Below are 26,590 nucleotides of genomic sequence, written 5' to 3' on the forward strand. Positions count from 1 at the left end.
GGCCTGTCGGCCTCCCCGCTTCTCACATCACCACAACCTTACAAGCTCGGGAACGCAAACTGCGACGCTTCATGGCTCTTGCGCTGCGGCCAACGCTGGGTAATCGCCTTGCGACGGGTATAGAAGCGCACCCCATCCGGCCCATAGGCGTGCAGGTCACCAAACAGCGAACGCTTCCAGCCGCCAAAGCTGTGATAGCTCACCGGCACTGGCAGCGGCACGTTCACACCCACCATGCCCACTTCGATCTCGTCGCAGAACAAACGCGCCGCTTCACCGTCACGGGTGAAGATGCAAGTGCCGTTGCCGTATTCGTGATCGTTGATCAGCTGCATCGCCTCTTCCAGGCTCTGCACCCGAACCACACACAGCACCGGCCCGAAGATCTCCTCTTTATAGATGCGCATCTCCGGAGTGACGTTGTCGAACAGCGTCCCCCCAACGAAGTAACCGTCTTCATTGCCCGCAACGCGGAAGCCACGGCCATCCACCACCAGCTTGGCACCCGCAGCCACGCCATCGTCGATATAGCCTACGACTTTGTCGCGTGCAGCAGCAGTGACCAACGGCCCCATGTCCAGCCCGCAAGAAGTGCCGGCACCAATCTTCAGCGCCTTGATCTGTGGCTCCAGCTTGGCGATCAACGCATCGGCAACCTGGTCACCTACGCACACCGCCACCGAGATCGCCATGCAGCGCTCGCCGCACGAACCATAGGCCGCGCCCATCAGGGCGCTCACCGCATTGTCCAGCTCGGCATCGGGCATCAGCACTGCGTGGTTCTTCGCACCGCCCAACGCCTGCACGCGCTTGCCGCGCTTGGTGCCTTCGGCATAGATGTATTCGGCGATCGGCGTCGAACCCACGAAGCTCAGGGCCTTGACTTCCGGTGCTTCGATCAGCGCGTCTACAGCTTCCTTGTCACCGTGCACCACGTTGAGGATGCCCTTGGGCAGGCCGGCCTCCAGCAACAGTTGGGCAATGAACAGGGTCGAGCTCGGGTCACGCTCCGACGGCTTGAGGATGAAGGCGTTGCCACAGACGATCGCCAGTGGGTACATCCACAGCGGAACCATCGCCGGGAAGTTGAACGGGGTGATGCCGGCCACTACGCCCAGCGGCTGGAAGTCCGACCAGGCGTCGATGTTCGGGCCGACGTTGCGGCTGTATTCACCCTTGAGAATCTCGGGCGCAGCACAGGCGAACTCTACGTTCTCGATACCGCGCTTCAACTCGCCGGCGGCATCCTCGAGGGTCTTGCCGTGCTCTTCGCTGATCATCTGCGAAATGCGCGCCTCGTTCTGCTCCAGCAATTGCTTGAAGCGGAACATCACCTGCGCGCGCTTGGCCGGTGGCGTGTTGCGCCAGGCCGGGAATGCAGCCTTGGCCGAGTCGATGGCTTCCTGGATGGTGGCGCGGCTGGCGAGTTCGACCTTGCGCGTAGCTTGGCCGGTCGACGGGTTGAAGACATCGGCGGTACGACCGCCCTTGGAAACCAGCTCACCATTGATCAGGTGCTGAACGATGCTCATGCAGAACTCCAGATAAAGAAGGTTGGAACAGGCGCGGTCAGGCGCCTGTCGTCAGCGTCGGAAAGATCAGTCGATCTGGTTCAGGGCTTCGCCTACCGCGTCGAACAGGCGATCCAGTTCCTGCGGCTTGGTATTGAAGGTTGGGCCGAACTGCAGGGTGTCACCCCCGAAGCGAACATAGAAGCCGGCCTTCCACAGTTTCATGGCCGCCTCGTATGGACGCACGATCGCATCGCCATCGCGCGCTGCGATCTGGATCGCGCCAGCCAGGCCGTAGTTACGGATATCGACGACATTCTTGGTGCCCTTGACGCCGTGCAGCAGGTTCTCGAAGTGCGGCGCCAGTTCGGCGGCGGATTGCACCAGGTTTTCCTTCTGCAGCAGGTCCAGCGCAGCGATACCGGCAGCACAGGCCACAGGGTGAGCCGAATAGGTGTAGCCATGGGGGAATTCCACGGCGTACTCCGGCGTCGGTTGGTTCATGAAGGTCTGGTAGATCTCGCTGCTGGCGATCACGGCCCCCATCGGGATGGCGCCGTTGGTCACCTGCTTGGCGATGCACATCAGATCCGGAGTGACGCCGAAGGCTTCGGAGCCGGTCATCGCACCCATACGACCGAAGCCGGTGATCACTTCGTCGAAGATCAGCAGGATGTTGTGCTGGGTGCAGATTTCACGCAGACGCTTCAGATAACCCTTCGGCGGAGGCAGCACGCCAGCGGAGCCGGCCAGCGGCTCGACGATCACAGCGGCGATGTTCGAAGCGTCATGCAATTCGATCAGCTTGAGCATCTCTTCGGCCAGGGCGATACCGCCCTCTTCCGGCATGCCGCGGGAGAAAGCGTTCACCGGAAGTACGGTGTGAGGCAGATGGTCGACATCCAGCAGTTGGCCGAACATCTTGCGGTTGCCATTGACCCCACCCAGGCTGGTGCCAGCGATGTTCACGCCGTGGTAACCACGGGCACGACCGATGATCTTGGTCTTGGTTGCCTGGCCTTTCAGGCGCCAGTAGGCACGCACCATCTTCAGCGCGGTGTCGGCGCACTCGGAGCCGGAGTTGGTATAGAAGACATGGTTGAGGTCGCCAGGCGTCAGCTCGGCGATCTTCTCGGCCAGCTGGAACGACAGCGGATGGCCGAACTGGAAGGCCGGCGAATAATCCAGTGTGCTCAGCTGGCGCGTCACCGCGTCGGTGATTTCCTTGCGGGTATGCCCGGCGCCGCAGGTCCACAGGCCCGACAGTGCGTCGAAGATCTTGCGCCCCTTGTCGTCAACCAGGTGATTGCCTTCGGCGGCCACGATCAGGCGTGGATCACGCTGGAAGTTGCGGTTGGCGGTGTAGGGCATCCAGTGAGCATCCAGCTTGAGCTGGCTGGCCAGGCCGGACGGGGCGGTTTCGGGCATGTTCATCGGCGGTTCCTCGGAAGACGACTAGGCAACGATGGGTGTTGTTGCAGCTAAATTGTCACGGGGATAAAGTCTGAAAAAGCCAACATTTCTAATCTTCAGTTAGCAGCGGACTAAACTTATGAGTCGTCGCCCAGATCCTCTCGCGCAAGTCAGCGATTTCGATATTCGTCTGCTGAAGATTTACCGCAGTGTCGTCGAGTGCGGCGGCTTTTCGGCGGCGGAAAACGTACTGGGTATCGGGCGCTCTGCCATCAGCCAGCAGATGAACGACCTGGAACAGCGCCTGGGCTTGCGCTTGTGCCAGCGTGGCCGGGCAGGCTTTTCGCTCACCGAAGAAGGCCGCGAGGTCTACCACTCGGCGCTGCAACTGCTCAGCGCCCTTGAGAGCTTTCGCACCGAGGTCAACGGACTGCACCAGCACCTGCGTGGCGAACTCAATATCGGCCTGACCGACAATCTGGTTACCTTGCCTCACATGCGCATCACCCACGCGCTGGCTGAGCTCAAGGATCGTGGGCCGGATGTGCGCATTCAGATTCGCATGATCGCCCCGAGCCAGGTCGAACAAGGGGTGCTGGACGGCAGCCTGCATGTCGGCGTCGTGCCGCAGACCAGCCCGCTCTCGGGCCTGGAATACCAGCCCCTGTACAGCGAACGTTCATTGCTCTACTGCGCAGTCGGCCACCCCCTGTTCTATGCCGAGGACCAGAAAATCGACGATCAGCGCCTCAACAGCCAGGAAGCCATCGCCCCGACCTTCCGCTTGCCAGCCGATATCCAGGCGCACTACCAGGCACTGAACTGCACCGCCAGCGCCTCGGACCGCGAGGGCATGGCCTTTCTCATCCTCACCGGGCGCTACATCGGCTACCTGCCCGATCATTACGCCATGTTCTGGGTCCAACAGGGCCGCCTGCGGGCACTGAAACCGACGCAACGCTTCTATGACCTGAGCCTGAGCTGGGTGACGCGCAAGGGACGGCGTCCGAATCTGGTGCTGGAAAGTTTTCTCGAAAGCCTCGCGGCAACGCGCTAATGCTTGTCACTTCGGCACAGGCAGGTAATCTGTCCGACATCCGTTGCCCACAGACCCCGTACGGAAACGTCCATGACCTTTGAAGTCCCTGCGCATCGCCTCTCCGCCTCGGGCAAGCCCGCCGGCCGCATTCGCCAAAAGAACGAACAGGCCATCATCCAGGCCGCCGAGGACGAATTTGCCCGCCATGGCTTCAAGGGCACCAGCATGAACACCATCGCGCTGAAGGCTAACCTGCCCAAAGCCAACCTGCACTACTACTTCACCAACAAGCTCGGCCTTTATATTGCCGTGCTCAGCAACATCATCGAATTGTGGGACAGCACCTTCAACGCCTTGAGCGTCGAGGACGACCCAGCCGTGGCGTTGAGCCAGTACATTCGCACCAAGATGGAGTTCTCCCGGCGCAACCCGCAGGCATCGCGGATCTTCGCCATGGAGGTGATCAGCGGCGGCCAGTGCCTGAGCGAATACTTCAGCGCCGACTACCGCGAGTGGTTCCGCGGCCGAGCCGCAGTGTTCCAGGCCTGGATCGAGGCCGGCAAGATGGACCGGGTAGACCCTGTGCACCTGATCTTCCTGCTCTGGGGGAGCACCCAGCACTACGCCGACTTCGCCACCCAGATTTGCCAGGTCACCGGCCGCAGCCGCCTGACCAAGCAGGACATGGAAGACGCCAGCAACAACCTTATCCACATCATTCTCAAAGGCTGCGGCATCACCCCGCCCGCCTGACCCGGACCTATGCCCTCTACCCTGCTTGAGCTCTGCGAGTTCCGCGAAGACATCCGCAAGAGCCGTTTCATCACCCTCGCCGGCCCTGTCAGCAGTGCCGCCGAGGCGATGAGCTTCATCGAACGTCACAGCGACCTGGCCGCCACCCACAATTGCTGGGCCTGGAAAATAGGCGCGCAATACCGCAGCAGCGATGATGGCGAGCCGGGCGGCACCGCCGGACGTCCAATTCTTGCGGCGATCGAAGCCCAGGACTGCGATCAGGTGGTGGTGCTGGTCATCCGCTGGTATGGCGGTATCCAGCTCGGCACCGGAGGCCTGGCCCGTGCCTATGGCGGGGGTGCCAACAAGTGCTTGCAACAGGCGCCGAAACGGCTGCTGGTACAGCGCAGCGAATTCACCTGCAGTTGCACGTTCAGCGAACTGGCCTTGCTCAAGCTGCGCCTGGCCGAGGCCGACGGGCTGGTGCTGGACGAACAGTTCACGGCAAACGGCGTCGATCTACTCCTGGCGCTGGGCGAAGAGCACGTACAGACCTTCCAGCAGCAATTGGCCGACCTCAGCCGTGGCCGGATTCGTCTCGAACCTCGCTGAAAGGTGCCCACAACTACTGTGGGCCTGCCTGTGGATAAGCTTGGGGCATTCTTTGGCAAGCCTTGCCACGTATGGCTTTCAGCCGATTGAGCATATTTTGATCACTGTTTGATGACACCCGCAAACTACTGAAACCCGGAGAGTTATCCCCATCGCCCGGTTTTCACGAGCTTTCCCGCTGCCCACACGCTTGCACACAATAACTGTGGAACAGCCTGTGGATAACCCGTGCGCCAACAGGCAGGGCGCCCACCAGCACACGGCGCGGAGCGTCTGATCATTTTTTGTACAAACGCAACGCAGGCGAGTCGCCCCCGCCTGGAGTATCCTCGATACCCTTCTTCAAGCGACCTCGGAGCATCCACATGTCCACAAGCAAAAACGCCCTCATCATCGGCGCCTCCCGCGGATTGGGACTGGGCTTGGTACAACGTCTGCGTGAAGACGGCTGGAACGTGACAGCCACCGTGCGCGATGCAAGCAAGCCGGGTGCCCTGAAAGATGTCGCAGGTGTGCGCATCGAATCCCTGGAAATGAACGATACCGCCTTGCTCGACGACCTCAAGCAGCGTGTGCAAGGCGAGATTTTCGACCTGGTCTTCGTCAATGCCGGAGTCATGGGACCGTTGCCACAAGACCTGGAAACCGTGCAAGACACGCAGATCGGCGACCTGTTCATGACCAATGCCGTTGCGCCCATCCGTGTGGCGCGTCGCCTGGTCGGGCAGATCCGCGAAAACACCGGGGTGCTGGCGTTCATGAGCTCGGGCCTGGGTAGCGTGACCAGCCCGGATGGCAACGAGATCTGCCTGTACAAGGCCAGCAAGGCCGCACTCAACTCGATGATCAACAGCTTCGTGATTGAGTTGCAGCGGTCCGACCTGAGCGTGCTGGCCATGCACCCAGGCTGGGTGAAGACCGACATGGGCGGCGAGAACGCGGAAATCGACGTGTTCACCAGCACACGCGGCATGCTCGACCGGATCAACGAGCAAAGCGGCCAGGGCGGCCTGCGCTTTATCAACTACAAGGGTGACGCCCTGACCTGGTGAATTGAAAGCCACGTGGCGAGGCAGTAGACTCGATGCCTCGCCTCGCGGCGGACCTGGATCAGCAGACAGGGCAACACTGAGCTGGCTAACCCTGAACCCACTTTCAGAGGAGCCGGCACCATGCCTGCGACCCGTATCTGGTTGAAATCACCCCTTGCCATCTTCACTGCCAACGGCACCGATGCCCGCGGTGGCCTGGTCATTGAAAACGGCCGCATCAGCCAACTGCTCGCCCTCGGCGAACAACCCAACACCGCCTGTGACCAAGTGTTCGATGCCCGTGAGCACGTTGTGCTGCCTGGCCTGATCAACACTCACCACCACTTCTACCAGACCCTTACCCGCGCATGGGCTCCTGTGGTCAACCAACCACTGTTTCCCTGGCTCAAGACCCTCTACCCGGTGTGGGCACGGCTGACGCCGGCCAAACTGGCGCTCGCCAGCGAGGTTGCACTGGCCGAACTGCTGCTGTCGGGTTGCACCACCGCCGCCGATCACCATTACCTGTTCCCGGAAGGTCTGGACCACGCCATCGACGTACAGGTAGAGGTCGTACGCAAGCTCGGCATGCGCGCCATGCTGACCCGCGGCTCGATGAGCCTGGGTGAAGCGGACGGCGGCTTGCCCCCGCAGCAGACAGTGCAACAAGGCGAAGTGATCCTGGCCGACAGTCAGCGACTTATCCACAGTTATCATGAGCGTGGCGAAGGCGCGCGCATCCAGATAGCCTTGGCGCCCTGCTCACCCTTCTCGGTCACGCCAGAGATCATGCGCGCCAGCGCCAGCCTGGCCGAAGAGCTGGACGTGCGCCTGCATACCCACCTGGCCGAAACACTCGATGAGGAAGACTTCTGCCTGCAGCGCTTCGGCCTGCGCACCGTGGACTATCTGGACAGTGTCGGCTGGCTCGGCCCACGCACCTGGCTGGCACATGGTATCCATTTCAACCCCGACGAAATCACGCGCCTGGGCGCTGCCGGTACCGGCATCTGCCATTGCCCGAGCTCGAACATGCGCCTGGCCTCGGGAATCTGCCCGACCATCGAGCTCGAAGCTGCCGGGGCCGCAGTCGGCCTGGGTGTAGACGGCTCGGCGTCCAACGATGCCTCGAACATGATCCTCGAAGCGCGCCAGGCCCTCTACCTGCAACGCCTGCGCTACGGCGCCGAGCAGATCACGCCCGAGCGCGCGCTGGGCTGGGCAACCCGTGGCTCGGCGCAACTGCTGGGCCGTAGCGACATTGGGGAGCTGGCGGTGGGCAAGCAGGCGGATCTGGCGTTGTTCAAGCTCGACGAACTGCGTTTCTCCGGAAGCCACGATCCGCTGTCGGCGCTGCTGCTGTGCGCGGCGGACCGGGCTGACCGAGTCATGGTCGGCGGTCACTGGCGCGTGATCGATGGCCAGATCGAGGGACTCGATGTCCAGGGCCTGATCGCCGACCATCGTCAGGCGGCAGCCGCACTGATCGCCGGTTGAAGCACAGCGGGGCTGTCGGTCAGCCCCGCCCTACCGAATAGCGCATAGCCCTGTAGAATGTCGGCCAACCGTACCTGATTCGAGATCACACCCTATGTATGACTGGCTCAATGCCTTGCCCAAGGCCGAACTGCATATGCACCTGGAAGGTTCGCTGGAGCCGGAACTGCTGTTCGCCCTGGCCGAACGCAACAAGGTCGCCCTGCCCTGGGCCGACGTGGAGACGCTGCGCAGCGCCTACGCGTTCAACAACCTGCAGGAGTTTCTCGACCTCTACTACCAGGGCGCTGATGTACTGCGCACCGAGCAGGACTTCTACGACCTGACCTGGGCCTACCTGCAACGCTGCAAGGCGCAGAACGTCATTCACACCGAACCCTTCTTCGACCCACAGACCCATACCGACAGGGGTATCCCCTTCGAGGTGGTGCTCGGCGGAATCAACCAGGCGCTCAAGGATGGTCGCGAGCAGTTGGGTATCAGCAGCGGCCTGATCCTGAGCTTCCTGCGTCACCTCAGCGAGGCGGAGGCCGAGAAGACCCTCGACCAGGCCCTGCCATTCCGCGATGCCTTCATTGCCGTGGGCCTGGACAGCTCCGAGAAAGGCCATCCACCAAGCAAGTTCCAGCGCGTCTTCGACCGAGCCCGCAACGAAGGCCTGGTCGCCGTTGCCCACGCCGGCGAGGAAGGGCCGCCCGAGTACATCTGGGAAGCCCTCGACCTGCTGAAAATCAAGCGCATTGACCACGGCGTGCGAGCTATCGAAGATGAGCGGCTGATGCAACGCATCATCGACGAGCAGATTCCGCTGACCGTCTGCCCGCTGTCGAACACCAAGCTTTGCGTGTTCGATCATATGAGCCAGCACAACATCCTCGACATGCTCGAGCGTGGGGTCAAGGTTACGGTGAACTCCGACGATCCGGCCTACTTCGGCGGATATGTCACGGAAAACTTCCACGCCTTGTACCAGCATCTGGGCATGTCTCAAGAGCAGGCAAAGCGCCTGGCGCAGAACAGCCTGGATGCACGTCTGGTTTGAGTGACGAGCACAGCCGGCATTACAGGGGCACTTCAGCCCACCTGCAATGCCGGCACCCTCGCGATACGGTTGATCTCTTGAATACCCAGGGAAGAAATCTGCATCACGCGTGACCCCTCCTGCTCGCGTATCCAGCCAGACTGCATGAACAACCTGAGCATCGCTTGCCCGACACCACCACCCAGGTGGGGGCCGTTGTCACTCCACTCGCTGCTGTGGCAGACCACACAGGCACCGCGCTGGCGCGGCGCCAGCGCATCGATGTAGACGCCAATCGCGGCCAGTTGCACACGCCCTTCCAGGCTCACGGTAGGGTGCAGGTCATTGCCCTCCAACCAACCAGCGGACACCATGCGCCGATACAGGTCTACCGCAATTTCGCCACCCAGGTGATCGCCACAACGTCGCGCCCTGCGCAACGACAGCGGCACCTGCAACGGCCTGACCGATCCCTGGCATTCGCCACGACCGCCAAGCTGCACGCTGGCCAGTGCCTCGACCGCGGCGATCACCTCGGGGGTGGCCAGTCGAAAATAGCGCTTGCGCCCACGTGCCTCGAGGCGCAGCAGGCCGGCAGCCGACAACAAGGACAAGTGCGCGCAGGCCGATGACGGCGTAACGCCAATCATGAGTGCCAACTCGTCAGCGTGCCGAGAAGATCCATCGATCAGGGCCCAGAGCATGGCACTGCGCTTGGGCTCGGCCATCAGACCGGCGATCTGACTGATACTGCTGACTGCTTTCATACTCTATCAACTCCATTGCAAGGTCCGTTTTTTATCCAATGGCCATCATGGCAGTGGGAATGGCCAGAGGTTGCAGCAGATAGTGTGGGTTGCAGCCTGTCAGGCAGTGTGGGAAGCACCGCCTGGTGGGGAAACCGCTCCTGGGGGCAAGTATAAGCCGCTGAAAGCCCTGTACTAGCTGGGTTTGGCCAACGTTTCGCGACACAAGACCGAGGGTAGTAGCACCCTTCGCGAAATCGAAAAAAGCCGGTAAATGACAAGCGCTATCAGCATCCCCTCTAACATCCCGGACCTGGCCAGATTCCTTGCCAGATAAAGGCCACAATAGAGGAACAATGCCGACAGTCGAGTTCCACAAGTAGGGCAAGAAAAAGCGAAGGTTCGCATCTTGGTTGAATCAGCCTTTCGTCCCTCGGGTGACCGTCAGTCAGGACGTCACCCCGGCATGTGGCGGGCAATAGGGACGGCGCTACACTGATTTCGCTCTCACCCCGACTGGAGGATGCCGCGATGAAGATTGTCGTCAGTACATCGAACCGCCACCCCAACTGCCCCTGGCAGGTACAGCTCGATCAACATGTGGTGAGTTTTCGCAGCGAGGCGGAGGCCCGGGCATTCGTCGCCGTTCTGGAGACACGCCTGAAGGCCCCTCACCCCCTCATGCAGCCTGCCTGGACTGGAGGCGTCGAGTCAGCATCGCGACATTGACTACCAGCACACCGCACAAGCTGATCACCAAGGCCATCGGCACTGCGCTGCCATCATGCAGAACCCCCACCAGCGCTGCCGCCCCTGCGGCGACGCTGAACTGCAGGCTGCCCATCAATGCCGATGCGCTGCCGGCCCTGGCCCCTTGCCCGTTCATGGCACAGGCCGAGGCGTTGGGAATGATGCAACCCAAGCTGGCGATGCACACGAACAGCGGCACCAGCAATGGCCACAACTGCGTCGGACGCAGCAGCGCCACCCCCAGCAGTACCAACCCGGCAGCCAGGTAGAGCCATACCGCTCGGGCCAGCAGGAAGGCGGGGCCGCGCTTGGCCAGCAGTCGGGCGTTGACCTGGGCGCAGAGGATGAAACCGGCAGCATTGGTGCCAAACAGCCAGCCGTAATGTTCGGCCGGCACACCATAGAGCTTGATGAACACGAACGGGGATCCGGCGATATAGGCGAACATGCCGGCGATGGCGATGCCGCCCGTCAGCGCATGCCCCAGGAACACCCGATCGCCCAGCAGCCGCAGGTACTGACGCAAGGCACCCGACAGCGGCTGGCGGGGCACATGGGCTGGCAGGCTTTCCGGCAGCCCCAGGCTCACGGCCAGCAGGCAGGCGGCGCTGAACAGGCTGAGCACCAGGAAGATCGACTGCCAGCCAGACACATTGATCAGCACGCCACCGAGCATTGGCGCGAGAATCGGCGCGAGCCCCATCACCAGCATCAGTTGCGAGAACGCTTTGGCTGCCCCCACCGCGTCACATTTGTCGACGACGATGGCACGCGACAACACCATGCCCGCACACCCACCCAATGCCTGGATGAACCGCGCCACCACAAGAGTGTCGAGGTCCGGGGCGTAGGCGCAGGCGAGCGACGCCAGGGTGAAAAGGCTGATACCGAACAACAGTGGCTTGCGTCGGCCGAAACGGTCGGCGATCGGACCATAGGCCAGTTGGCCAAGCGACAAACCAAGGAAATAGGCAGCCAGGGTCGTCTGGACGTGCTGTTCATCGGTGCCGAAGGCCTGGGCCATGGCAGGGAACGCGGGGAGATAGAAGTCGATCGCCAATGGCGCGAAGGCCGAGAGAGCGCCGAGGATCAACAAAATGCGCAGGTTCATCGGGAATCCATAGCAGGCTAAGCAACGGACTAGTCTAACTGCACTGGGGTCGGCCTGGTATGAAAAGCTTTGTAACAGTTACGCGCGAAAACGGTGATACCCGCAGCAGGTACCACCGTTCATCGTCGTCAGGCCGGCTCAGCCTGGTAACCCTCTTCACGGATCGCCTCCAGGATCTGCTGCGCCCCGAGCTGGCTCTGCACCCGCACCTGTTTGGCGCCCAGGTCGACTTCCACCTGCGCCGTCGCATCCTGCTCCTGAACCGCACGGGTCACTGCCTTGACGCAATGACCGCAGCTCATGCCCTGCACATTGAAGACTTGCATTGGAACTACCTCCATCTGGGTTTTGCGGAGAGTTTCAAGCTTGCCATCATGGCAAGGTCAAGTTCTCCACAAAACGGCCGGGCTGGAAATCCGCGAGCGGCTCGGCCAAGCTGCGCTTTTGACGACTCGCCAATCAGGAGAAGTTTCATGATCAGGGCAGCATTGGGCCTCGTCGGGCTGCTGAGTGCCGTGGCCGTCGTGCCACCGGTCAGCGCCGAGGGCAATTCGGACTACAGCGTGCTGATCATTTCCCGGGAGCGCCTGGAAGTGGCCACCAGTTGCGAAATCGGTGTGTATCTCAACGACCAGCTTTCCGGCCGTGTGTTCCAGGAACAATCGACCTCGTTCAACCTGCCGCCTGGACCGGTGGACGTGCGCCTGCGCCTGCTGCCCGGGCAGGTGCCCGGTTGTGCACCCGGCGTCGAAGACCAGCGCAGCACCCGCCTCAACCTGCAGGCGGGCCAGATCAACAAATACCGGATCGCCGTGGGCCAGAATGGACTGGAATTGAAGCGAGCCGGCCTGGGGTATTGACCTTACCAACATGGCAAGCTTGATGCTGCAGGCTCGATCACGGAGGAAAGCCCATGTCCGCATCAACCACCTTCGACCTGCCGATCAGCGGCATGACCTGCGCCAGTTGCGTCGGCCGCGTCGAGCGCGCGCTGCGTAAGGTCAACGGCGCCGAACAGGTCAGCGTCAACCTTGCCACCGAACAGGCCAGGGTCCAGGCTCCGGCCGAAAGCCTGCCGGACCTGCTCGAGGCCGTGCGCAAGGCCGGCTACAGCGTGCCGAGCCGCACCCTTGAACTTCAGGTGGGCGGCATGACCTGCGCCAGCTGTGTCGGCCGCGTCGAGCGCGCCCTGGGCAAGGTGTCCGGCGTCGAGCAGGTCAGCGTGAACCTGGCCAGCGAACGCGCCCACCTCAGGGTACTCGAGGGCGTCAGCGACAACGCCTTGATCAGCGCCGTGGAAAAGGCCGGCTACAGCGCCAGCCTGCCACGTACCGCCCAGGACGATCGCCATGACGCGCAGCGACGCCTGCGCAACGAACGCCTCGCGGTGATCGCCGCCCTGCTGCTGGCCTTGCCCCTGGTACTGCCAATGCTGGTGCAGCCGTTCGGCTTGCATTGGATGCTGCCGGCCTGGGCTCAGTTCGTACTGGCGACACCGGTGCAGTTCATCCTCGGCGCACGCTTCTACAAGGCCGCATGGAAAGCCGTGCGTGCCGGCGCAGGCAACATGGACCTGCTGGTAGCGCTCGGCACCAGCGCTGGCTATGGCCTGAGCCTGTACGAATGGTCCCAGGCCCATGTGGGCATGGAGCCTCACCTCTACTTCGAAGCCTCGGCCGTGGTAATCGCCCTGGTGTTGCTGGGCAAATACCTGGAAAGCCGTGCCAAGCGCCAGACCGCCAGTGCCATTCGCGCCCTGGAAGCCCTGCGCCCCGAACGCGCATTGCGCGTGGTCGAAGGCCGCGAGGAAGACGTAGCGATCAGCCAGTTGCGCCTGGACGACCTGGTGCTGGTCAAGCCCGGCGAGCGCTTCCCGGTCGACGGCGAGGTGATCGAAGGCAGCAGTCACGCCGACGAAGCGCTGATCAGCGGCGAAAGCCTGCCAGTGCCCAAACAGCCCGGCGACAAGGTCACCGGCGGTGCGATCAACGGTGAAGGACGCCTGCTGGTGCGCACCCTGGCCCTGGGCACCGAAACCGTACTTGCGCGGATCATTCGCCTGGTCGAAGACGCCCAGGCCGCCAAGGCACCGATCCAGAAGCTGGTCGACCGGGTCAGCCAAGTGTTCGTCCCGGCAGTGCTGGTGCTGGCTTTGATCACCCTGGTCGGCTGGTGGCTGGCCGGCGCACCGCTGGAAAGCGCACTGATCAACGCCGTGGCCGTGCTGGTGATCGCCTGCCCTTGCGCTCTGGGCCTGGCCACACCAGCGGCGATCATGGCCGGCACGGGTGTGGCAGCCAGCCATGGCATCCTGATCAAGGACGCCGAAGCATTGGAGCGAGCCCATGCGGTCAATCGCGTGGTCTTCGACAAGACCGGCACCCTGACCTCCGGCAGCCCCCGCATCGTCCACAGCGAAGCCGCCGTCGGCGATGCACACGACCTGCTGCGCCTGGCCGGAGCCCTGCAACGCGGCAGCGAGCATCCGCTGGCCAAGGCCGTGCTGGATGCCGGCGCCGAGCACGCTCTGCAGATTCCCCTGGTGAGCGATAGCCAGTCGCTCACCGGGCGTGGTATCGCCGGTACGGTCGAAGGCCGGGTATTGGCCCTGGGCAACCGGCGCCTGTTCGACGAAAGCGGCCTCGAGCCCGGCGCCCTGCTCGATAAGGCCCAGGCCTGGGAAGCCGAAGGTCGCACTTTGTCGTGGTTGATCGAGCGCACACCGCATGCCCGCGTGCTCGGGTTGTTCGCTTTTGGTGACAGCCTCAAGCCCGGCGCCGAGCAAGCGATCGCGGCACTGCACGCACAGGGCATCAGCAGTCACCTGTTGACCGGCGACAACCGCGGCAGCGCCAAGGTGGTCGCCGAGGCGCTGGGCATCGACGATGTGCACGCCGAAGTCTTGCCAGCCGACAAAGCGGCCACCGTCAACGCACTCAAGGAGAACGCCGTGGTGGCCATGGTCGGCGACGGCATCAACGATGCCCCGGCCCTGGCCGCCGCCGACATCGGCATCGCCATGGGAGGCGGCACGGACGTAGCAATGCAGGCCGCCGGCATCACCCTGATGCGCGGCGACCCTCGCCTGGTACCTGCGGCCCTGGAAATCAGCAACAAGACCTACGCCAAGATCCGTCAGAATCTGTTCTGGGCGTTCATCTACAACCTGATCGGTATCCCGCTTGCCGCCTTTGGCTTCCTCAACCCGGTTCTGGCTGGCGCGGCCATGGCGCTCTCCAGCGTCAGCGTGGTGAGCAACGCCCTGTGGCTCAAGACCTGGAAGCCCACCGGCATCGCTTCGAAGGAGACGCCATGAACATCGGCCAAGCCGCCCGGCGCAGCGGGCTCAGCGCCAAGATGATCCGCTACTACGAGTCCATCGGATTGCTCAAGCCGGCGCTGCGCAGCGACAGCGGCTATCGGCTGTACCAGCAGGAAGACCTGCACAGCCTGGCGTTCATCAAGCGCTCGCGCGACCTGGGATTTTCCCTGGAAGAAGTGTCCCGGCTGCTGACGCTCTGGCAGGACCGCCAGCGCGCCAGCGCCGACGTCAAGGCGCTGGCGACACAGCATATCGACGAACTGAACCGGCGGATCGAAGAGATGGTGAGCCTGCGCGACACCTTGAGCGAGCTGGTCGCACACTGCCAGGGCGATGATCGGCCCGACTGCCCGATTCTCAGGGACCTGGCGAACGAAGGTGAATGCTGCCACTGAGCGCTGCCGGGGGCTGCTCGGCGGCCCGCAGCAGCATTTTGGTATGCCATATTAGCCATACCTGGCCGAACCGACCTCAATATCAAGTTTCATCCAATAAATACGGGAGTTTCACTCAGAAATTCCTGCGCCCTGCCGATGCCCTGTATACCAGTTTCATGCGTCGACAAGAAAAAATCCGGGAGCGTGGATGAACATCAAGCAAAAATTGACCTGGGCCTTCGCCGTCATTGCCGGCCTGCCTATCGTTCTGGTCGCCACCGTAGTGGTGCTGAACCTGCGTGAAGAAGCGCAGGACGACTTCCTGGATGGCAGCAGCCGGGAGATCCGCCAGGTCGGCAACGCGATGAACATCTTCTTCCAGGGCATTGCGCAGAACGTCGAGTACCTCGCCAGCCAGCCCTTGGTCACCGCCAGCGCCGACAACCTCAAGAAGTACATTGCCGCCGACGCCGCGCAGATTCCCCTGGGCGAGCAGGACAAGGCGCTGTACGACCAGTTCACCCGCCTGGCCCAGAGCCACCCCGACTACGCGTACGTGTCCTACGGCGTGAAAGACGGCGGCTATGCGTTCTGGCCGGGCGATCCGAAGATGGCCAGCTACGACCCACGCACCCGACCCTGGTTCCAGGCTGCCATGGCCAGCCCCGGCAAGACCCTGCGCACCGCGCCCTACTACTGGGCCGGCGACGACGCCGTGCTGGTCAGCACCGTGCGCACCGTGGCCAACCAGCTCGGTAGCCCGGGCGGCGTGGTCAACATCGACGTCTCGCTCAAGGGGCTGACCGAGATCGTCAAGCAGATCAAGCTGGGTGACAGCGGCTACCTCATCCTGATGGAGAACAACGGCAACGTCATGGTCGACCCACGTGACGCCAGCCACAACTTCAAGCAGCTGGAAAGCTTCGGCGGCGGCTACGCCGAGCTGGCCAAGGCCGGCAAGGGCCTGGCCGAAGTGACACTCGACGGCGAGCGCTACATGGCCAACATCTACCCCGACGAGCGCCTGGGCTGGACTTTCATCGGCCTCATCCGCCAGGACGAGGTGATGCAGACCACCACCCGCCTGACCTGGCTGATCGGCACCCTCGCACTGGTGCTGGCGGCAGTCTTCGCCGTGGCTGGCGCTGCCTTCGCCAAGCTCATCGTACGGCCGATCAACAGCGTCACCAGCGGCCTGGAAGACATCGCCCAGGGCGAAGGCGACCTGACCCGTAATCTCGAAGTGCGAGGCAGCGACGAAACCGCGCAACTGGCCAACTGGTTCAACCAGTTCCTGGGGGCGATCCGCAGCCTGATCCAGCATATCGGCGGCGCCGCCGGCAAGATCCTCAGCACCTCGGCCAGCTCCACCCGGGTGTCCGGCGACATGGCCGAAGCCGCCGGCCGTCAGCGCGAGGCGGTGGACATGGTGTCCACTGCTTTCCATGAAATGGTCGCCACCGCCAACGAAGTGGCGCGCTCCTGCAGTCAGGCCGCGCAGTCGGCCGACAGCGGTCAGCAACAGGCACGCGAAGGGCAACAGCAGATAGATGCGGCCGTGCAGAGCGTCGACCGCCTGAGCCAGGAGATCGAGCAATCGGCGCAGTCGATCCAGCAACTGGAGCGCGACAGCAACGCGATCCAGTCGATCCTCGGCACCATCCGCTCGATCGCCGAGCAGACCAACCTGCTGGCCCTCAACGCCGCCATAGAAGCGGCCCGCGCCGGAGAGCAGGGCCGTGGCTTTGCCGTGGTAGCCGACGAAGTCCGCGCCCTGGCCAAGCGCACCGCCGACTCCACCGCCGAGATCGACGGGCTGCTGGGCAACCTCGCCAACCGTACCGCCGAGGTGGCCGAGCAGATGCATGCCAGCCTTGAGGTGTCGCAGCAGTCGGTCAACCGCATCGGCCTGGCGCGCGACAGCTTCGGGCAGATCCGCGAGTCGGTAGACATCATCCGTGACATGAACACCCAGATCGCCACCGCCGCCGAAGAGCAGCACCAGGTGGCCGAGGACATCAATCGGCATATCAGCCAGATTCACGGCGATGCGCAGTTGGTGGCCGAGCTTGCACAAGCGGCGCGGCAGGACTCCCAGAGCCTGGAAGGGTTGTCCAACGAGCTGGATGCGTTGGTGCGGCGGTTCAGGACCTGAAGTTCACGCGCCACACCGCAACCCTCGGTGTGGCGCGCCTCACTCAGAACGAGTGGCTCAGGCCGAGGTTGATCCCATAACGCTGATCAACATTGCGCCCGCGGGCAGCCTCAACCTCCGTGCTGATTGTCCAGCCTGACAGCACCTCGGACGATACGCCCAATGCCATCTCGGTGCGCCCGCTGCTGAACCTGTTGTCGAGTTCATGACCGTTGAGGCTGACCCTGCGCGTGCCGCCCAGGTTGTCCATCACCGCGATGCGGCCATGGGTCGACAGTTCCAGACCATTGTTCAAGACGATGGCGCGCCCCCCCTTGATACCGAGCGTCCCCATATTCAGGTGTTGGTTGGATGACTCGACCTCAAGCCCATTACTCAAGCTGCTGCGCTGCCCCTGCACGATCGCGGCACTCAGTTGTACAAAAGGCTGCACATACCAACCTTGATCAAGGCTCAAGCGACGACCAGTCTCCAGCGTGAGCCCATACCCCCCCTGACGGCGATTGCCGGACACCTTGCGTCCATCGTGAGCCCGGGCATCGAGGGTGCCATCGAACAGGTTGAGCTTGAGCGCAGCATCGGCGTAGTAACCGGAGTTGTCGCCCCAACCGGCATACAACGCGGAGAAGTAGCTGTTCAGTGTTGCAGATGAGCCGCGCTGCAGGCCAATCGCCGAATGACTGAGCCCCACTGCCGCACCGACCCGCCAAGTATCATCGAGCAAAGTATCAGCGCCCAGGGCAAAGCCACCAACGCGCTGGGTATAGCGGGTGCCGACTGCACTGTCGACATCAAAGCCGGTCGTGCCGGTATGCATCCACAACCCGGCTGAACCACCATTGGTCCGCAGTTTTTCGAGGCGTCCGACAACCCATCGGGACTCGACCTGCGACGCGGCTTCAAGCGAACTGTCGAACGCCATCGCCGTCTCACCGGCATTGCTCAGTCTCGCCTTGCCCCGCATGTCGACCTGTGGCCGCAAACTCCACTGGTCACCTTCGCGGACCAACTCGTGAGCAAAGGCCCCTGCATCGACCGGGCCGGATGCCAGATCGAACGTCGCATCACCACTGCCGATTCCGACCACCGGCCCTTGTGGCTCATGGCCAGAACTTGCCAGGTGCAAGGCAAAGCTGCCGCTCGCATGACTGTCTATCTGCAAGCGGCTATAGTCGAGCCAGAACGTACCTTCTCCTTGCAAGGTGTCGGCTCGCAGGCTACTGCCTGACTGCACGACCACCGAACCCTGGCGCAAGTCGAGAGTCCCGACCTGAGCGTCCGCTACCGTCTCCCACCTGGACTGCGCGCCAATCTGCAACTGCTGGACATTATGTAGCTGGCCTCGTAACTGCGCCGCATTGTCCAGGGTGATATCAGCACTGGCACCCTGCTCGACGCGGATGTCGCCTTCCAGGCGACTGTTGCTCACGTGAAGCGAGGCCTCGCCCCCCTCGATGACCTCAAGCAGCACGCCGTTAGCGCCTTTGAGTTGGCCTCCCTCGGCCACCCGGATGTCCACCTGTGCGTCACGAACCACTACCGCACTACCCTGCAGACCCTCGATCAGACTGGCTTGAACAACGACCTGATTGGACAGATCCTTTTGCCAGAACTCCGGTGTACCGACTTCCAGGCCGACGCCCCCCGACACCACGGTCCCTTCATGCAACGCAAGTGTTCCGCCCTTGAGTACAACACCTGCTCTGTCACCGTGGATGCGCGAACTGCGCGCGTGCAGATCAGCCGAGTCCAACTCCACCCCAGTGGTGGCACCGCGCACACTGCTGCCGCTCAAGATTGCCGTAGACGTCAAAGTGCCATCGCCCAGCGTTCCAAGGGCCATACCGATGGAGCCTGTGCTGACTACCGTGGCATTGGTCAGGTTGACCGCACCATCCACGATGCTGATCGCAGCCCTGTCGGTCGAACTCACCTTGGCTCCCTCGACGTTGACCTGACCGCCGTCGAATCCAGTGATACGCCCGGTCTCGGCGCCCGGGCGCACGTCAAGACGCGCTCCGCTGCCCAGGTGCCAATCCTCGACAGGGTCTCCAGGGGAGACCAGCGCAAACTCGCCAGGCCCCAAGTCCGCGGCATTGGCAGCCAGACTTGCGCCCAAAGTGAACGTCAGGGTTACCGCCAGCGGATGGCGCCGCAGTAAAATCAGTGATCCAGTCATGGAAATGCCTCTCAGGATATTGGCTCGAGAGGCGGACGTTACGTTGGAGCAAAAAGAAGATCGGTCAGACAGTTCCGTATGGATCGTGAGAAGCGAGTTGTTCGCATTGACCGTTCGAAATAACGTCGGATAAGACTGGGTCGGTCGTCGCTAGAAACGAAGCTCCCCAGGCGTCGCACCGAACAGTTGCTTGAACGCCGCGATATAGGCCGATGTCGAGTCATACCCGCAGCCTAGTGCTGCATCGGTCACGCTCTCCCCCGCCTCCAGCAACGCCAGCGATGACAACAGCCGCATGCGCTGGCGCCAGTTACGGAAGCTCAGCCCCGTTTCGCGCTGGAACAGGCGCATCAGGGTCTTCTCCGAGCAGCCCAACTGCAGTGCCCATTGCTGCAGGGTCTGCGCCTGGTCGGGCGCGGCGATCAACTGATTGCACAGCGCAAGCAACCCGGCATGACGCGGCAGCGGCAGCGAAAATCCCACCTGCGGCAACGCCTGCAACTGGTCGAGCAAGACGGCTACCAGGCGCGCCTCGGCGCTGTCGCCTTCGGGATACGACGCTGGCATCTGGCAGAACTGCTTGATCAGCTCCCGAGCCAGCGGAGTCACTTCGAGTACCCGGCATTCGTCGGCAGCCCAGGTACAGGCATCGCGACGCACATACAGGCTGCGCATCTCGGCCTGCATCGAGGTCACCACTTCGTGTTCGAGACCGGCCGGGATCCACACCCCCCACTGCGGTGGCGCGAAGTAGCTGCCATCGCTGGTGTAGACCCCCAGCACACCGCTGATCGCATAGGAAAACTGCACCCAATCATGTCGGTGACGCGTGGTCCAGGAACCCGCGCCGAGGCTTTCGGCACGGGCGTAAAGTGGCCTGGGCAGTTGCTCGAGGTCGGGGATGGCGCGGGGGGCGGAAATCTGTCCGAGGGTCTGCATGGCACTGTTTATTGTCGTGGGTCCGACAAGGTTAACACCTCAACGCTCGACGATCGCAGTCACCCCCTGCCCGCTCGCCGCGCAGATCGAGATCAGCCCACGCCCCTTGCCCGCCGTGGCCAGCAGTTTGGCCATGTTGGCCAGAATGCGCCCGCCGGTAGCGGCAAACGGATGCCCTGCCGCAAGCGAGCTGCCCTTGACGTTGAGTTTGCTGCGATCGATCGAGCCTAGCGCGCCCTCCAGCCCCAGGGTGTCGCGACAGTAGCGCTCGTCCTCCCAGGCCTTGAGTGTACAGAGCACCTGGGCCGCGAAGGCCTCGTGGATTTCGTAGTAATCGAAGTCCTGCAGGCTCAGGCCATTGCGCGCCAGCAGCCGCGGCACGGCATGAACCGGCGCCATCAGCAGCCCCTCCTGGCCTTTGACGAAGTCCACCGCCGCGGTCTCGCCATCGACCAGATAGGCGAGTACGGGTAACCCGCGCGCCTCGGCCCAGGCCTCGCTGCCCAGCAACACCAGCGAGGCGCCATCGGTCAGCGGCGTGGAGTTGCCGGCGGTCAGGGTGCCTTGAGCGCCCTTGTCGAACACCGGTCTGAGCTTGGCCAACTGCTCAGGGGTGAGGTCCGGGCGCAGGTTATTGTCGCGGGTCAGGCCGAGGTAGGGCGTGAGCAGGTCGTCGTGCCAGCCTTCGGTGTAGGACGCAGCCAGATGGCGATGACTGAGCAGTGCCAGTTCGTCCTGTTCGGCACGGCCGATCTGCCAGGTCTGCGCCATGCGCTCGCAGTGCTCGCCCATCGACAGCCCAGTGCGTGGCTCGCCGTTGCGTGGAAACTCAGGTTTCAGGAAGCTCGGACGCACCTTCAGGAAGGGCTTCAGGCGCTCGCTCAACTGCTTGCCCCGGTTCGCCTGCAGCAAGACTCGGCGCAGCCCTTCATTGATGGCGATCGGCGCGTCCGAGGTGGTATCCACGCCGCCGGCAATGCCACTGTCGATCTGCCCTAGAGCGATCTTGTTGGCCACCAGCAGCGCTGCCTCAAGGCCCGTGCCACAGGCTTGCTGGATATCGTAGCCAGGGGTGTGCGGCGACAGGCGTGAACCGAGCACACACTCGCGGGTCAGGTTCATGTCCCGCGAATGCTTGAGCACCGCCCCCGCCACCACCTCGCCCAGTCGCTGGCCATGCAGGCGATAACGCTCCACCAGGCCTTCCAGGGTGGCAGTGAGCATCGCTTGGTTACTGGCAGTGGCGTAGGCGCCATTGGAGCGGGCGAAGGGGATACGGTTGCCCCCCAGGATCGCGACCCGTCGAGGTGAATGCATGCGCTGATTCCTCCTGAAACAATTTGATCCGATTGGATGACGGGCTCAAGGCCTGTCACTTCGGCTAGCTTGGCTACAGCCTAGGCGTTTTTGCCGCATTCGAACGACCTTGCCACAAACATGGTCCACACTTGCATGCTTGCCTTCAGGGAGACCCGCACCATGAGTGACCGCTATCTCGGCTTTGCCAACTCCAACCTCGGCCGCCGACTGGTCGATGCCCTCGGCCTGCCGCGCCCGGCGCCGCTGGAGCGCTGGCAGGCCGGACGCCTGCGCCCGATCGAAGGCGCGCTGGTGCTGGGCGGCGGGCCGCTGGTACGCAAGGTCGAAGCCATCGCCCCGGCACTCACCGACGAGTGCTACAGCTTTGCCGGCGAGGACCTCGAGGCTCCCGCCTGGGTCCCCGGGCTCGGCCCGAAACTCAAGGCAGTGGTGTTCGATGCCAGTCATCTGTCCGACAGCGACGAGCTTCGGCAGTTGCGCGAATTCTTCCAGCCGCTGCTGCGCAGCCTGGCACCCTGTGCCCACGTGGTGATCCTCGGGCGCCCCCCTGAACAGGTCGAAGTCCCCCAGGCCAGCGTCGCCCAGCGCGCCCTCGAAGGCTTCAGCCGCTCGCTGGCCAAGGAGCTGCGCAACGGCGCAACGGCGCAACTGCTGTACGTCGCGTCCGGCGCAGAGGATCAGCTCGAAGGCGCGCTGCGGTTCTTCCTTTCACCCAAGAGCGCGTTCATTTCCGGCCAGGTGCTACGTCTTGAAGCCTGTGCAAGCCAGGTGCAGGACTGGACGCGACCGCTGGCAGGCAAACGCGCATTGGTCACCGGGGCTGCCCGCGGCATTGGTGCATCCATCGCCGAAACCCTCGCCCGCGACGGCGCCGAGGTGATCCTGCTGGACGTGCCGCCCGCGCAGAAGGACCTCGACGCCCTCGCCGCACGTATCGGCGGCCACGCCCTGGCCCTGGACATTTGCGCCAGCGATGCCTCGGCCAAATTGCTCGAAGGGTTACCTCAGGGCATCGACATCGTGGTGCACAACGCCGGCATTACCCGTGACAAGACCCTCGCCAACATGACCCCGGAATACTGGGACGCGGTCATGGCAGTGAACCTCAAGGCTCCCCAGGTGCTGACCCAGGCCCTGCTCGACGCCGGCCAGTTGCACGACAACGCGCGCATCGTGTTGCTCGCATCGGTCAGTGGCATCGCCGGTAACCGGGGCCAGGCCAACTACGCCGCGAGCAAGGCCGGCCTGATCGGTTTCGCCCAGGCATGGGCGCCTAAACTCGGCGCGCACGGCATCAGCATCAACGCAGTGGCACCCGGCTTCATCGAAACCCACATGACCGCCGCCATGCCCATGGGACTGCGCGAGGCTGGCCGTCGCCTGAGTTCGCTGGGCCAGGGCGGACGCCCACAAGACGTCGCCGAGGCTGTCGCCTGGCTCGCCCAGCCCGGCACTGGTGCGGTCAGCGGCCAGTACCTGCGCGTCTGCGGGCAAGCACTGATGGGGGCATGAACATGAACCGGACATGGCAGGACCTGCACACCCCCGATACCCGCACCCGGCTTTACCTGCGAGCGCTCGGCAAGCGCAAGATCAGTGGCGACCGCCTGCCCACTGGTGGCCTGCGTTGTTTCCTGCGGGTCGACCCGACAAACCTTGCGGCTTATCGTCGCCTGTGCCACTTCAGCGACGATGGTCGCCTGCCGCCCACCTATCCGCACGTGATCGCGTTCAACCTGCAGTTGCAACTGCTGACCGCCAGCGACTTCCCCTTCCCCCTGCTCGGGCTGGTGCACCTGCACAACGAGATCCAGGTGCTGCGCCCGTTGGGCGCCATCGAAGGCCTGCGTTTTGCCGTGCATGCCGACAACCTGCAGGCACATCCCAAGGGTGGCACCTTCGACCTGGTCACCGAGGCCCAGGACGGGCTGGGTCTGCTCTGGCGCGAAACCAGCCGCATGCTGGTGCGGGGGCTGAAGCTCGAAGGCGAAACGCACGGGGCCAACGATGAGCCAGCCATCGAAACGCCGGAAGTGACGCGCTGGTATGCCGACAGCGATATCGGCCGCCGCTACGCCAAGGTGTGCGGCGACTACAACCCCATCCACCTGAGCGCGGCGAGTGCCCGGCTGTTCGGCTTCCCCAAGGCCATCGCCCACGGCATGTGGAACAAGGCCATGGCGCTGGCGGCACTGCGCGGGCACCTGCCGGTGGCGGGCTATGGGTTCGCGGTGGACTTCCACAAGCCGGTGCGCCTGCCCTCGGAGGTGATACTCGGCGCGACTGCCGCTGGGCCGCAAGGGCAACTGAATCTGACCGGGCACGGGGGCCTGCTGCACATGACCGGCAAATGGAGCGCCCTGTAACCAAATCAAGCACGCGCCAGGGCCGCTCCCTCGGCTTCAACAATGGCCGCCAATTCACTTGATTTGCTCCCTGGCGCACCCGAAGCTATGCGCCAGAAGGAGAGCCCTCGATGAATCTGCAAGAACTGACCGACCGCCTGCACCGGATCCGCGACAACAACGACTGGCGCGGCTTCCACAGCCCGAAGAACCTGGCCATGGCCGCCAGCGTCGAGATGGCCGAGCTGGTGGAAATCTTCCAGTGGCTGAGTGAAGACCAGTCACGCCAGCTCGCTCCCGAGCAGCTCGCCCACGCCGGCCAGGAAGTCGGCGACGTGGTGCTCTATCTGTTGCTGCTGTGCAGCGAGCTGGGGCTGGACATGGAAACCGTGGTGCGGGCCAAGCTCGCCGACAGCGAGAGGCGCTTCGCCCGATGAACGACCGTCATTTCGATGAGCTGGCCAGCCGCTTCGCCGAGAAGATCTACGGCGGTGCCAAAGGCGCGATCCGCCTGGCGGTGCTGCAGGCGGACCTCGCCGAAAGCCTGCCCGACCGCCCCCTGCGCATCCTCGACATCGGCGCGGGCCTGGGCCACATGGCGCTGTGGCTGGCACAGCGGGGGCACCAGGTGACCCTGGCCGAGCCCGCCGCGCCGATGCTCGACGGCGCCCGCGCGCGCTTCGCCGAGGCCAACCAACCCGCCACCTTCATCCAGGCGCCCTGGCAGGACCTGCTCGGTCAGCTCACCGAGCCCTTCGATGTAGTGCTGTGCCACGCCGTGCTCGAATGGCTGGCCGAACCACACAGCATCCTGCCGGTGCTGCACCAGCTGACCACACCGGGCGGCTGGCTGTCGCTGGCGTTCTACAACCGCGATGCGCTGGTCTACCGCAACTTGCTCAAGGGTCACTTCCGCAAGCTGCGCAGCGACCGCCTGGCCGGCGAAAAACAGAGTCTCACCCCGCAAAAACCTCTTGATCCGCGAGAACTGCGCGCGCAACTTGAACCCATGTGGCAGGTCGAAAGCGAGAGTGGGGTCAGGGTTTTCCACGACTACATGCCCAAGGAATTCCAGGACAAGGCCGAGCTGCTCGACCTGCTGGAAATGGAATTGGCCCACCGCCGTCATCCGAGCTTCGCCGGGCTCGGCCGTTACCTGCACTGGACCTGTCGCCCACGCTGATCTCGCCTGCCGGGAGGAATACATGCCGTACCGTCTGTTGTGCCTGGCCTTGCTTCCCTTCGCCCTGGCGGCGTGCCAGAGCAGCAATCCCTATGTCGCCAGTTCCCGGCCACTGCCACCGGCGCCGCCCCAGGCTGCGACCACCTTCGATGCCAGCGCCTACCCGGCCGCGCCACGCGACTATGGGCGCTATCGCAGCTGGAGCTGGCGCAACGGCCAGTTACCCAGCGGCAGTGCCAATGCCGATCCTGCGCAACTGGCCGATGCCATCAGCGGTGCGCTCGACCAGCATGGCCTGCGCCCGGCACGCGGCGCCAGCGGCGATCTGCTGGTCAGCGCGAACCTGCGTCTGGAACGTCGCCTGCGCCAGGTCCGCGATTACGACTACGATCCCTACTACGGCCCCGCTCCCTACGGCGGCATCGGCTATGGCGGCTACCGCAACGGCTATGGTGCCTACGGCAGTGTACCGATCGTGCGCACCTACGAAGTCGAGGTGATGGTGGTGCGCATCGACCTGTTCGATGCTCGCAACGGCCAGCCAGTGTGGAGTGCCAGCGCCGAAAGCGGCAGCGAAAAAGGTTCGCCGCGCGACCGTGAAAATGCCTTGCGCGAGTCGGTGCGCAAGGCCCTCAGTGGCTACCCTCCCAGTTAACGCGTCAGGAGAATCATCATGTTGCGCCGCCTCGTTCTGCTGTCCTTCGCGCTGCTGGTCGCCGCCTGCTCCAGCAACAACGTCACCCAGGATTTCGATGCCAGCCGTGACTTCGCCGCCTACCGCAGCTGGGCCTGGCAGGAACCGGCCCTGCAATACCGCCCGGACGATCCGCGGATCAAGAGCGATCTCACCGAGCAGCGCATCCGCCAGGCCGTGGCCGACCAGCTCGACCAACGCGGCCTGCGTCCGGCACAAGGCAGCGCCCGGCCCGATGTGAAAGTGCGCGCCTACCTGATCGTCGAAGACCGCCAGCAGCAGGTCACCACCAACTATGGCGGGGCTTGGGGTGGCTACTGGGGCGGTTACTGGGGTGGGCCGATGTACAACGAGACCCGTAGCGTCGACTACAAGGTGGCGACCATCCAGGTCGACCTGTTCGATGGCCGTGACGGCAAGTTGGTCTGGCGCGGCAGTGCCGAGCAGATCATGAACAGCTACCCGCCAAGCCCGCAGGAGCGCAATGCCGCGATCCAGAAGACAGTGACCCAGGTGATGAGCAACTACCCACCGCGTTGAGACCCAACGCCTATCTGTAGGAGCGGGCTTGCCCGCGAACACGGGCGTAGCCCGTGCCAGGCAGCGCGGT

The 26,590-nt window shown here is 63.6% G+C and carries 25 protein-coding genes and 1 pseudogene; 18 read left to right on the forward strand and 8 right to left on the reverse strand.

Features of this window, described 5'->3' with window-relative positions; translation table 11 throughout:
- Positions 1-38 precede the first annotated feature (38 nt).
- Together IAE40_RS24230 and IAE40_RS24235 are read right to left on the reverse strand one after the other, a co-directional pair.
- Positions 39-1,532: a CoA-acylating methylmalonate-semialdehyde dehydrogenase gene (locus IAE40_RS24230; protein WP_063546230.1), complete on the reverse strand. Its 1,494-nt coding sequence runs from the start codon at positions 1,530-1,532 to the stop codon at positions 39-41.
- Positions 1,533-1,598: 66 nt separating this feature from the next.
- On the reverse strand, positions 1,599-2,945 hold the full coding sequence (locus IAE40_RS24235; RefSeq protein WP_125931351.1) for an aspartate aminotransferase family protein: 1,347 nt from the start codon (positions 2,943-2,945) through the stop codon (positions 1,599-1,601).
- 118 nt (positions 2,946-3,063) lie between these two features.
- Between IAE40_RS24235 and IAE40_RS24240 the strand changes: the two genes are divergently transcribed.
- From IAE40_RS24240 to IAE40_RS24265, 6 genes are all read left to right on the forward strand, one after another.
- A complete protein-coding gene (locus tag IAE40_RS24240; RefSeq protein ID WP_054895182.1) occupies positions 3,064-3,981 on the forward strand; it encodes a LysR family transcriptional regulator in 918 nt (305 codons plus the stop codon).
- A gap of 72 nt (positions 3,982-4,053) precedes the next feature.
- Entirely contained in the window at positions 4,054-4,716 is a 663-nt protein-coding gene (locus IAE40_RS24245) for a TetR/AcrR family transcriptional regulator (RefSeq protein ID WP_054895183.1), read from the forward strand.
- Between the two features lie 9 nt (positions 4,717-4,725).
- A complete protein-coding gene (locus IAE40_RS24250) occupies positions 4,726-5,310 on the forward strand; it encodes an IMPACT family protein (protein ID WP_197892375.1) in 585 nt (194 codons plus the stop codon).
- 365 nt (positions 5,311-5,675) lie between these two features.
- Positions 5,676-6,362, forward strand: a complete 687-nt coding sequence (locus tag IAE40_RS24255; RefSeq protein ID WP_153774049.1) for an SDR family oxidoreductase — start codon at positions 5,676-5,678, stop codon at positions 6,360-6,362.
- 120 nt (positions 6,363-6,482) lie between these two features.
- Complete coding sequence (locus IAE40_RS24260; protein ID WP_125931350.1) at positions 6,483-7,838, forward strand: 8-oxoguanine deaminase; 1,356 nt, start codon at positions 6,483-6,485, stop codon at positions 7,836-7,838.
- Positions 7,839-7,932: 94 nt separating this feature from the next.
- Positions 7,933-8,880, forward strand: a complete 948-nt coding sequence (locus IAE40_RS24265; RefSeq protein ID WP_065861691.1) for an adenosine deaminase — start codon at positions 7,933-7,935, stop codon at positions 8,878-8,880.
- Between the two features lie 32 nt (positions 8,881-8,912).
- Here the strand turns inward: IAE40_RS24265 and IAE40_RS24270 are convergent, their stop codons facing one another.
- Positions 8,913-9,626, reverse strand: coding sequence for an ArsR/SmtB family transcription factor (locus tag IAE40_RS24270; RefSeq protein WP_063546244.1), 714 nt, complete (start codon positions 9,624-9,626; stop codon positions 8,913-8,915).
- Between the two features lie 510 nt (positions 9,627-10,136).
- On the opposite strand from IAE40_RS24270, the gene IAE40_RS25800 reads away from it, so the two are divergent.
- A complete protein-coding gene (locus tag IAE40_RS25800; protein ID WP_081255318.1) occupies positions 10,137-10,334 on the forward strand; it encodes a hypothetical protein in 198 nt (65 codons plus the stop codon).
- On the opposite strand, the gene IAE40_RS24275 is transcribed toward IAE40_RS25800, so the two are convergent.
- Positions 10,285-11,466 (reverse strand): multidrug effflux MFS transporter, encoded by a 1,182-nt coding sequence (locus IAE40_RS24275; RefSeq protein ID WP_054895188.1) that lies wholly within the window; start codon positions 11,464-11,466, stop codon positions 10,285-10,287. The genes IAE40_RS25800 and IAE40_RS24275 overlap by 50 nt on opposite strands.
- A gap of 128 nt (positions 11,467-11,594) precedes the next feature.
- Entirely contained in the window at positions 11,595-11,792 is a 198-nt protein-coding gene (locus tag IAE40_RS24280) for a heavy-metal-associated domain-containing protein (protein ID WP_153774053.1), read from the reverse strand.
- Positions 11,793-11,939: 147 nt separating this feature from the next.
- On the opposite strand from IAE40_RS24280, the gene IAE40_RS24285 reads away from it, so the two are divergent.
- From IAE40_RS24285 to IAE40_RS26120, 5 genes and pseudogenes are all read left to right on the forward strand, one after another.
- Positions 11,940-12,326 (forward strand): hypothetical protein, encoded by a 387-nt coding sequence (locus IAE40_RS24285; RefSeq protein ID WP_054895190.1) that lies wholly within the window; start codon positions 11,940-11,942, stop codon positions 12,324-12,326.
- A gap of 53 nt (positions 12,327-12,379) precedes the next feature.
- On the forward strand, positions 12,380-14,782 hold the full coding sequence (locus IAE40_RS24290) for a heavy metal translocating P-type ATPase (protein ID WP_200604000.1): 2,403 nt from the start codon (positions 12,380-12,382) through the stop codon (positions 14,780-14,782).
- On the forward strand, positions 14,779-15,183 hold the full coding sequence (gene cueR / locus IAE40_RS24295) for a Cu(I)-responsive transcriptional regulator (RefSeq protein WP_054895192.1): 405 nt from the start codon (positions 14,779-14,781) through the stop codon (positions 15,181-15,183). Before IAE40_RS24290 ends, cueR begins: the two co-directional genes overlap by 4 nt.
- 346 nt (positions 15,184-15,529) lie before the next feature.
- Positions 15,530-16,462, forward strand: a pseudogene (locus tag IAE40_RS26115) (HAMP domain-containing protein); the annotation flags it as partial.
- A 129-nt stretch (positions 16,463-16,591) separates the two neighbouring features.
- Positions 16,592-17,320 carry a methyl-accepting chemotaxis protein gene (locus IAE40_RS26120; protein ID WP_371105613.1) on the forward strand — a complete coding sequence of 243 codons (729 nt, stop codon included), beginning with the start codon at positions 16,592-16,594 and terminating at the stop codon, positions 17,318-17,320.
- Between the two features lie 43 nt (positions 17,321-17,363).
- On the opposite strand, the gene IAE40_RS24305 is transcribed toward IAE40_RS26120, so the two are convergent.
- From IAE40_RS24305 to IAE40_RS24315, 3 genes are all read right to left on the reverse strand, one after another.
- Entirely contained in the window at positions 17,364-19,499 is a 2,136-nt protein-coding gene (locus IAE40_RS24305; protein WP_200604001.1) for an autotransporter outer membrane beta-barrel domain-containing protein, read from the reverse strand.
- Between the two features lie 150 nt (positions 19,500-19,649).
- Positions 19,650-20,438: an AraC family transcriptional regulator gene (locus IAE40_RS24310; RefSeq protein WP_153774057.1), complete on the reverse strand. Its 789-nt coding sequence runs from the start codon at positions 20,436-20,438 to the stop codon at positions 19,650-19,652.
- Positions 20,439-20,477: 39 nt separating this feature from the next.
- A complete protein-coding gene (locus IAE40_RS24315) occupies positions 20,478-21,755 on the reverse strand; it encodes an acetyl-CoA C-acetyltransferase (RefSeq protein WP_200604002.1) in 1,278 nt (425 codons plus the stop codon).
- A gap of 162 nt (positions 21,756-21,917) precedes the next feature.
- On the opposite strand from IAE40_RS24315, the gene IAE40_RS24320 reads away from it, so the two are divergent.
- From IAE40_RS24320 to IAE40_RS24345, 6 genes are all read left to right on the forward strand, one after another.
- Positions 21,918-23,270: a 3-oxoacyl-ACP reductase gene (locus IAE40_RS24320; protein WP_200604003.1), complete on the forward strand. Its 1,353-nt coding sequence runs from the start codon at positions 21,918-21,920 to the stop codon at positions 23,268-23,270.
- A gap of 2 nt (positions 23,271-23,272) precedes the next feature.
- Positions 23,273-24,124, forward strand: coding sequence for a MaoC family dehydratase (locus IAE40_RS24325; protein WP_200604004.1), 852 nt, complete (start codon positions 23,273-23,275; stop codon positions 24,122-24,124).
- Positions 24,125-24,234: 110 nt separating this feature from the next.
- A complete protein-coding gene (locus tag IAE40_RS24330) occupies positions 24,235-24,540 on the forward strand; it encodes a MazG-like family protein (protein ID WP_054895198.1) in 306 nt (101 codons plus the stop codon).
- Positions 24,537-25,286, forward strand: a complete 750-nt coding sequence (locus IAE40_RS24335) for a methyltransferase domain-containing protein (protein ID WP_054895199.1) — start codon at positions 24,537-24,539, stop codon at positions 25,284-25,286. Before IAE40_RS24330 ends, IAE40_RS24335 begins: the two co-directional genes overlap by 4 nt.
- Before the next feature lie 22 nt (positions 25,287-25,308).
- On the forward strand, positions 25,309-25,941 hold the full coding sequence (locus IAE40_RS24340; RefSeq protein WP_063546260.1) for a DUF4136 domain-containing protein: 633 nt from the start codon (positions 25,309-25,311) through the stop codon (positions 25,939-25,941).
- An 18-nt stretch (positions 25,942-25,959) separates the two neighbouring features.
- Entirely contained in the window at positions 25,960-26,520 is a 561-nt protein-coding gene (locus IAE40_RS24345) for a DUF4136 domain-containing protein (protein ID WP_054895201.1), read from the forward strand.
- Positions 26,521-26,590: the final 70 nt, after the last annotated feature.

Origin of the sequence: Pseudomonas sp. S44 (assembly GCF_016624805.1) — a bacterium.
Classification (GTDB): domain Bacteria; phylum Pseudomonadota; class Gammaproteobacteria; order Pseudomonadales; family Pseudomonadaceae; genus Aquipseudomonas; species Aquipseudomonas machongensis.

Coding starts and splice junctions, on each gene's coding strand:
- IAE40_RS24305 (WP_200604001.1), bottom strand. CDS start 19,499: ATGACTGGATCACTGATTTTACTGCGGCGCCATCCGCTGGCGGTAACC.
- IAE40_RS24320 (WP_200604003.1), top strand. CDS start 21,918: ATGAGTGACCGCTATCTCGGCTTTGCCAACTCCAACCTCGGCCGCCGA.
- IAE40_RS24240 (WP_054895182.1), top strand. CDS start 3,064: ATGAGTCGTCGCCCAGATCCTCTCGCGCAAGTCAGCGATTTCGATATT.
- IAE40_RS24235 (WP_125931351.1), bottom strand. CDS start 2,945: ATGAACATGCCCGAAACCGCCCCGTCCGGCCTGGCCAGCCAGCTCAAG.
- IAE40_RS24340 (WP_063546260.1), top strand. CDS start 25,309: ATGCCGTACCGTCTGTTGTGCCTGGCCTTGCTTCCCTTCGCCCTGGCG.
- IAE40_RS26120 (WP_371105613.1), top strand. CDS start 16,592: ATGGTGTCCACTGCTTTCCATGAAATGGTCGCCACCGCCAACGAAGTG.
- IAE40_RS24285 (WP_054895190.1), top strand. CDS start 11,940: ATGATCAGGGCAGCATTGGGCCTCGTCGGGCTGCTGAGTGCCGTGGCC.
- IAE40_RS24310 (WP_153774057.1), bottom strand. CDS start 20,438: ATGCAGACCCTCGGACAGATTTCCGCCCCCCGCGCCATCCCCGACCTC.
- IAE40_RS24270 (WP_063546244.1), bottom strand. CDS start 9,626: ATGAAAGCAGTCAGCAGTATCAGTCAGATCGCCGGTCTGATGGCCGAG.
- IAE40_RS24335 (WP_054895199.1), top strand. CDS start 24,537: ATGAACGACCGTCATTTCGATGAGCTGGCCAGCCGCTTCGCCGAGAAG.
- IAE40_RS24345 (WP_054895201.1), top strand. CDS start 25,960: ATGTTGCGCCGCCTCGTTCTGCTGTCCTTCGCGCTGCTGGTCGCCGCC.
- IAE40_RS24330 (WP_054895198.1), top strand. CDS start 24,235: ATGAATCTGCAAGAACTGACCGACCGCCTGCACCGGATCCGCGACAAC.
- IAE40_RS25800 (WP_081255318.1), top strand. CDS start 10,137: ATGAAGATTGTCGTCAGTACATCGAACCGCCACCCCAACTGCCCCTGG.
- IAE40_RS24230 (WP_063546230.1), bottom strand. CDS start 1,532: ATGAGCATCGTTCAGCACCTGATCAATGGTGAGCTGGTTTCCAAGGGC.
- IAE40_RS24245 (WP_054895183.1), top strand. CDS start 4,054: ATGACCTTTGAAGTCCCTGCGCATCGCCTCTCCGCCTCGGGCAAGCCC.
- IAE40_RS24290 (WP_200604000.1), top strand. CDS start 12,380: ATGTCCGCATCAACCACCTTCGACCTGCCGATCAGCGGCATGACCTGC.
- IAE40_RS24275 (WP_054895188.1), bottom strand. CDS start 11,466: ATGAACCTGCGCATTTTGTTGATCCTCGGCGCTCTCTCGGCCTTCGCG.
- IAE40_RS24255 (WP_153774049.1), top strand. CDS start 5,676: ATGTCCACAAGCAAAAACGCCCTCATCATCGGCGCCTCCCGCGGATTG.
- IAE40_RS24280 (WP_153774053.1), bottom strand. CDS start 11,792: ATGCAAGTCTTCAATGTGCAGGGCATGAGCTGCGGTCATTGCGTCAAG.
- cueR (WP_054895192.1), top strand. CDS start 14,779: ATGAACATCGGCCAAGCCGCCCGGCGCAGCGGGCTCAGCGCCAAGATG.
- IAE40_RS24265 (WP_065861691.1), top strand. CDS start 7,933: ATGTATGACTGGCTCAATGCCTTGCCCAAGGCCGAACTGCATATGCAC.
- IAE40_RS24325 (WP_200604004.1), top strand. CDS start 23,273: ATGAACCGGACATGGCAGGACCTGCACACCCCCGATACCCGCACCCGG.
- IAE40_RS24250 (WP_197892375.1), top strand. CDS start 4,726: ATGCCCTCTACCCTGCTTGAGCTCTGCGAGTTCCGCGAAGACATCCGC.
- IAE40_RS24260 (WP_125931350.1), top strand. CDS start 6,483: ATGCCTGCGACCCGTATCTGGTTGAAATCACCCCTTGCCATCTTCACT.
- IAE40_RS24315 (WP_200604002.1), bottom strand. CDS start 21,755: ATGCATTCACCTCGACGGGTCGCGATCCTGGGGGGCAACCGTATCCCC.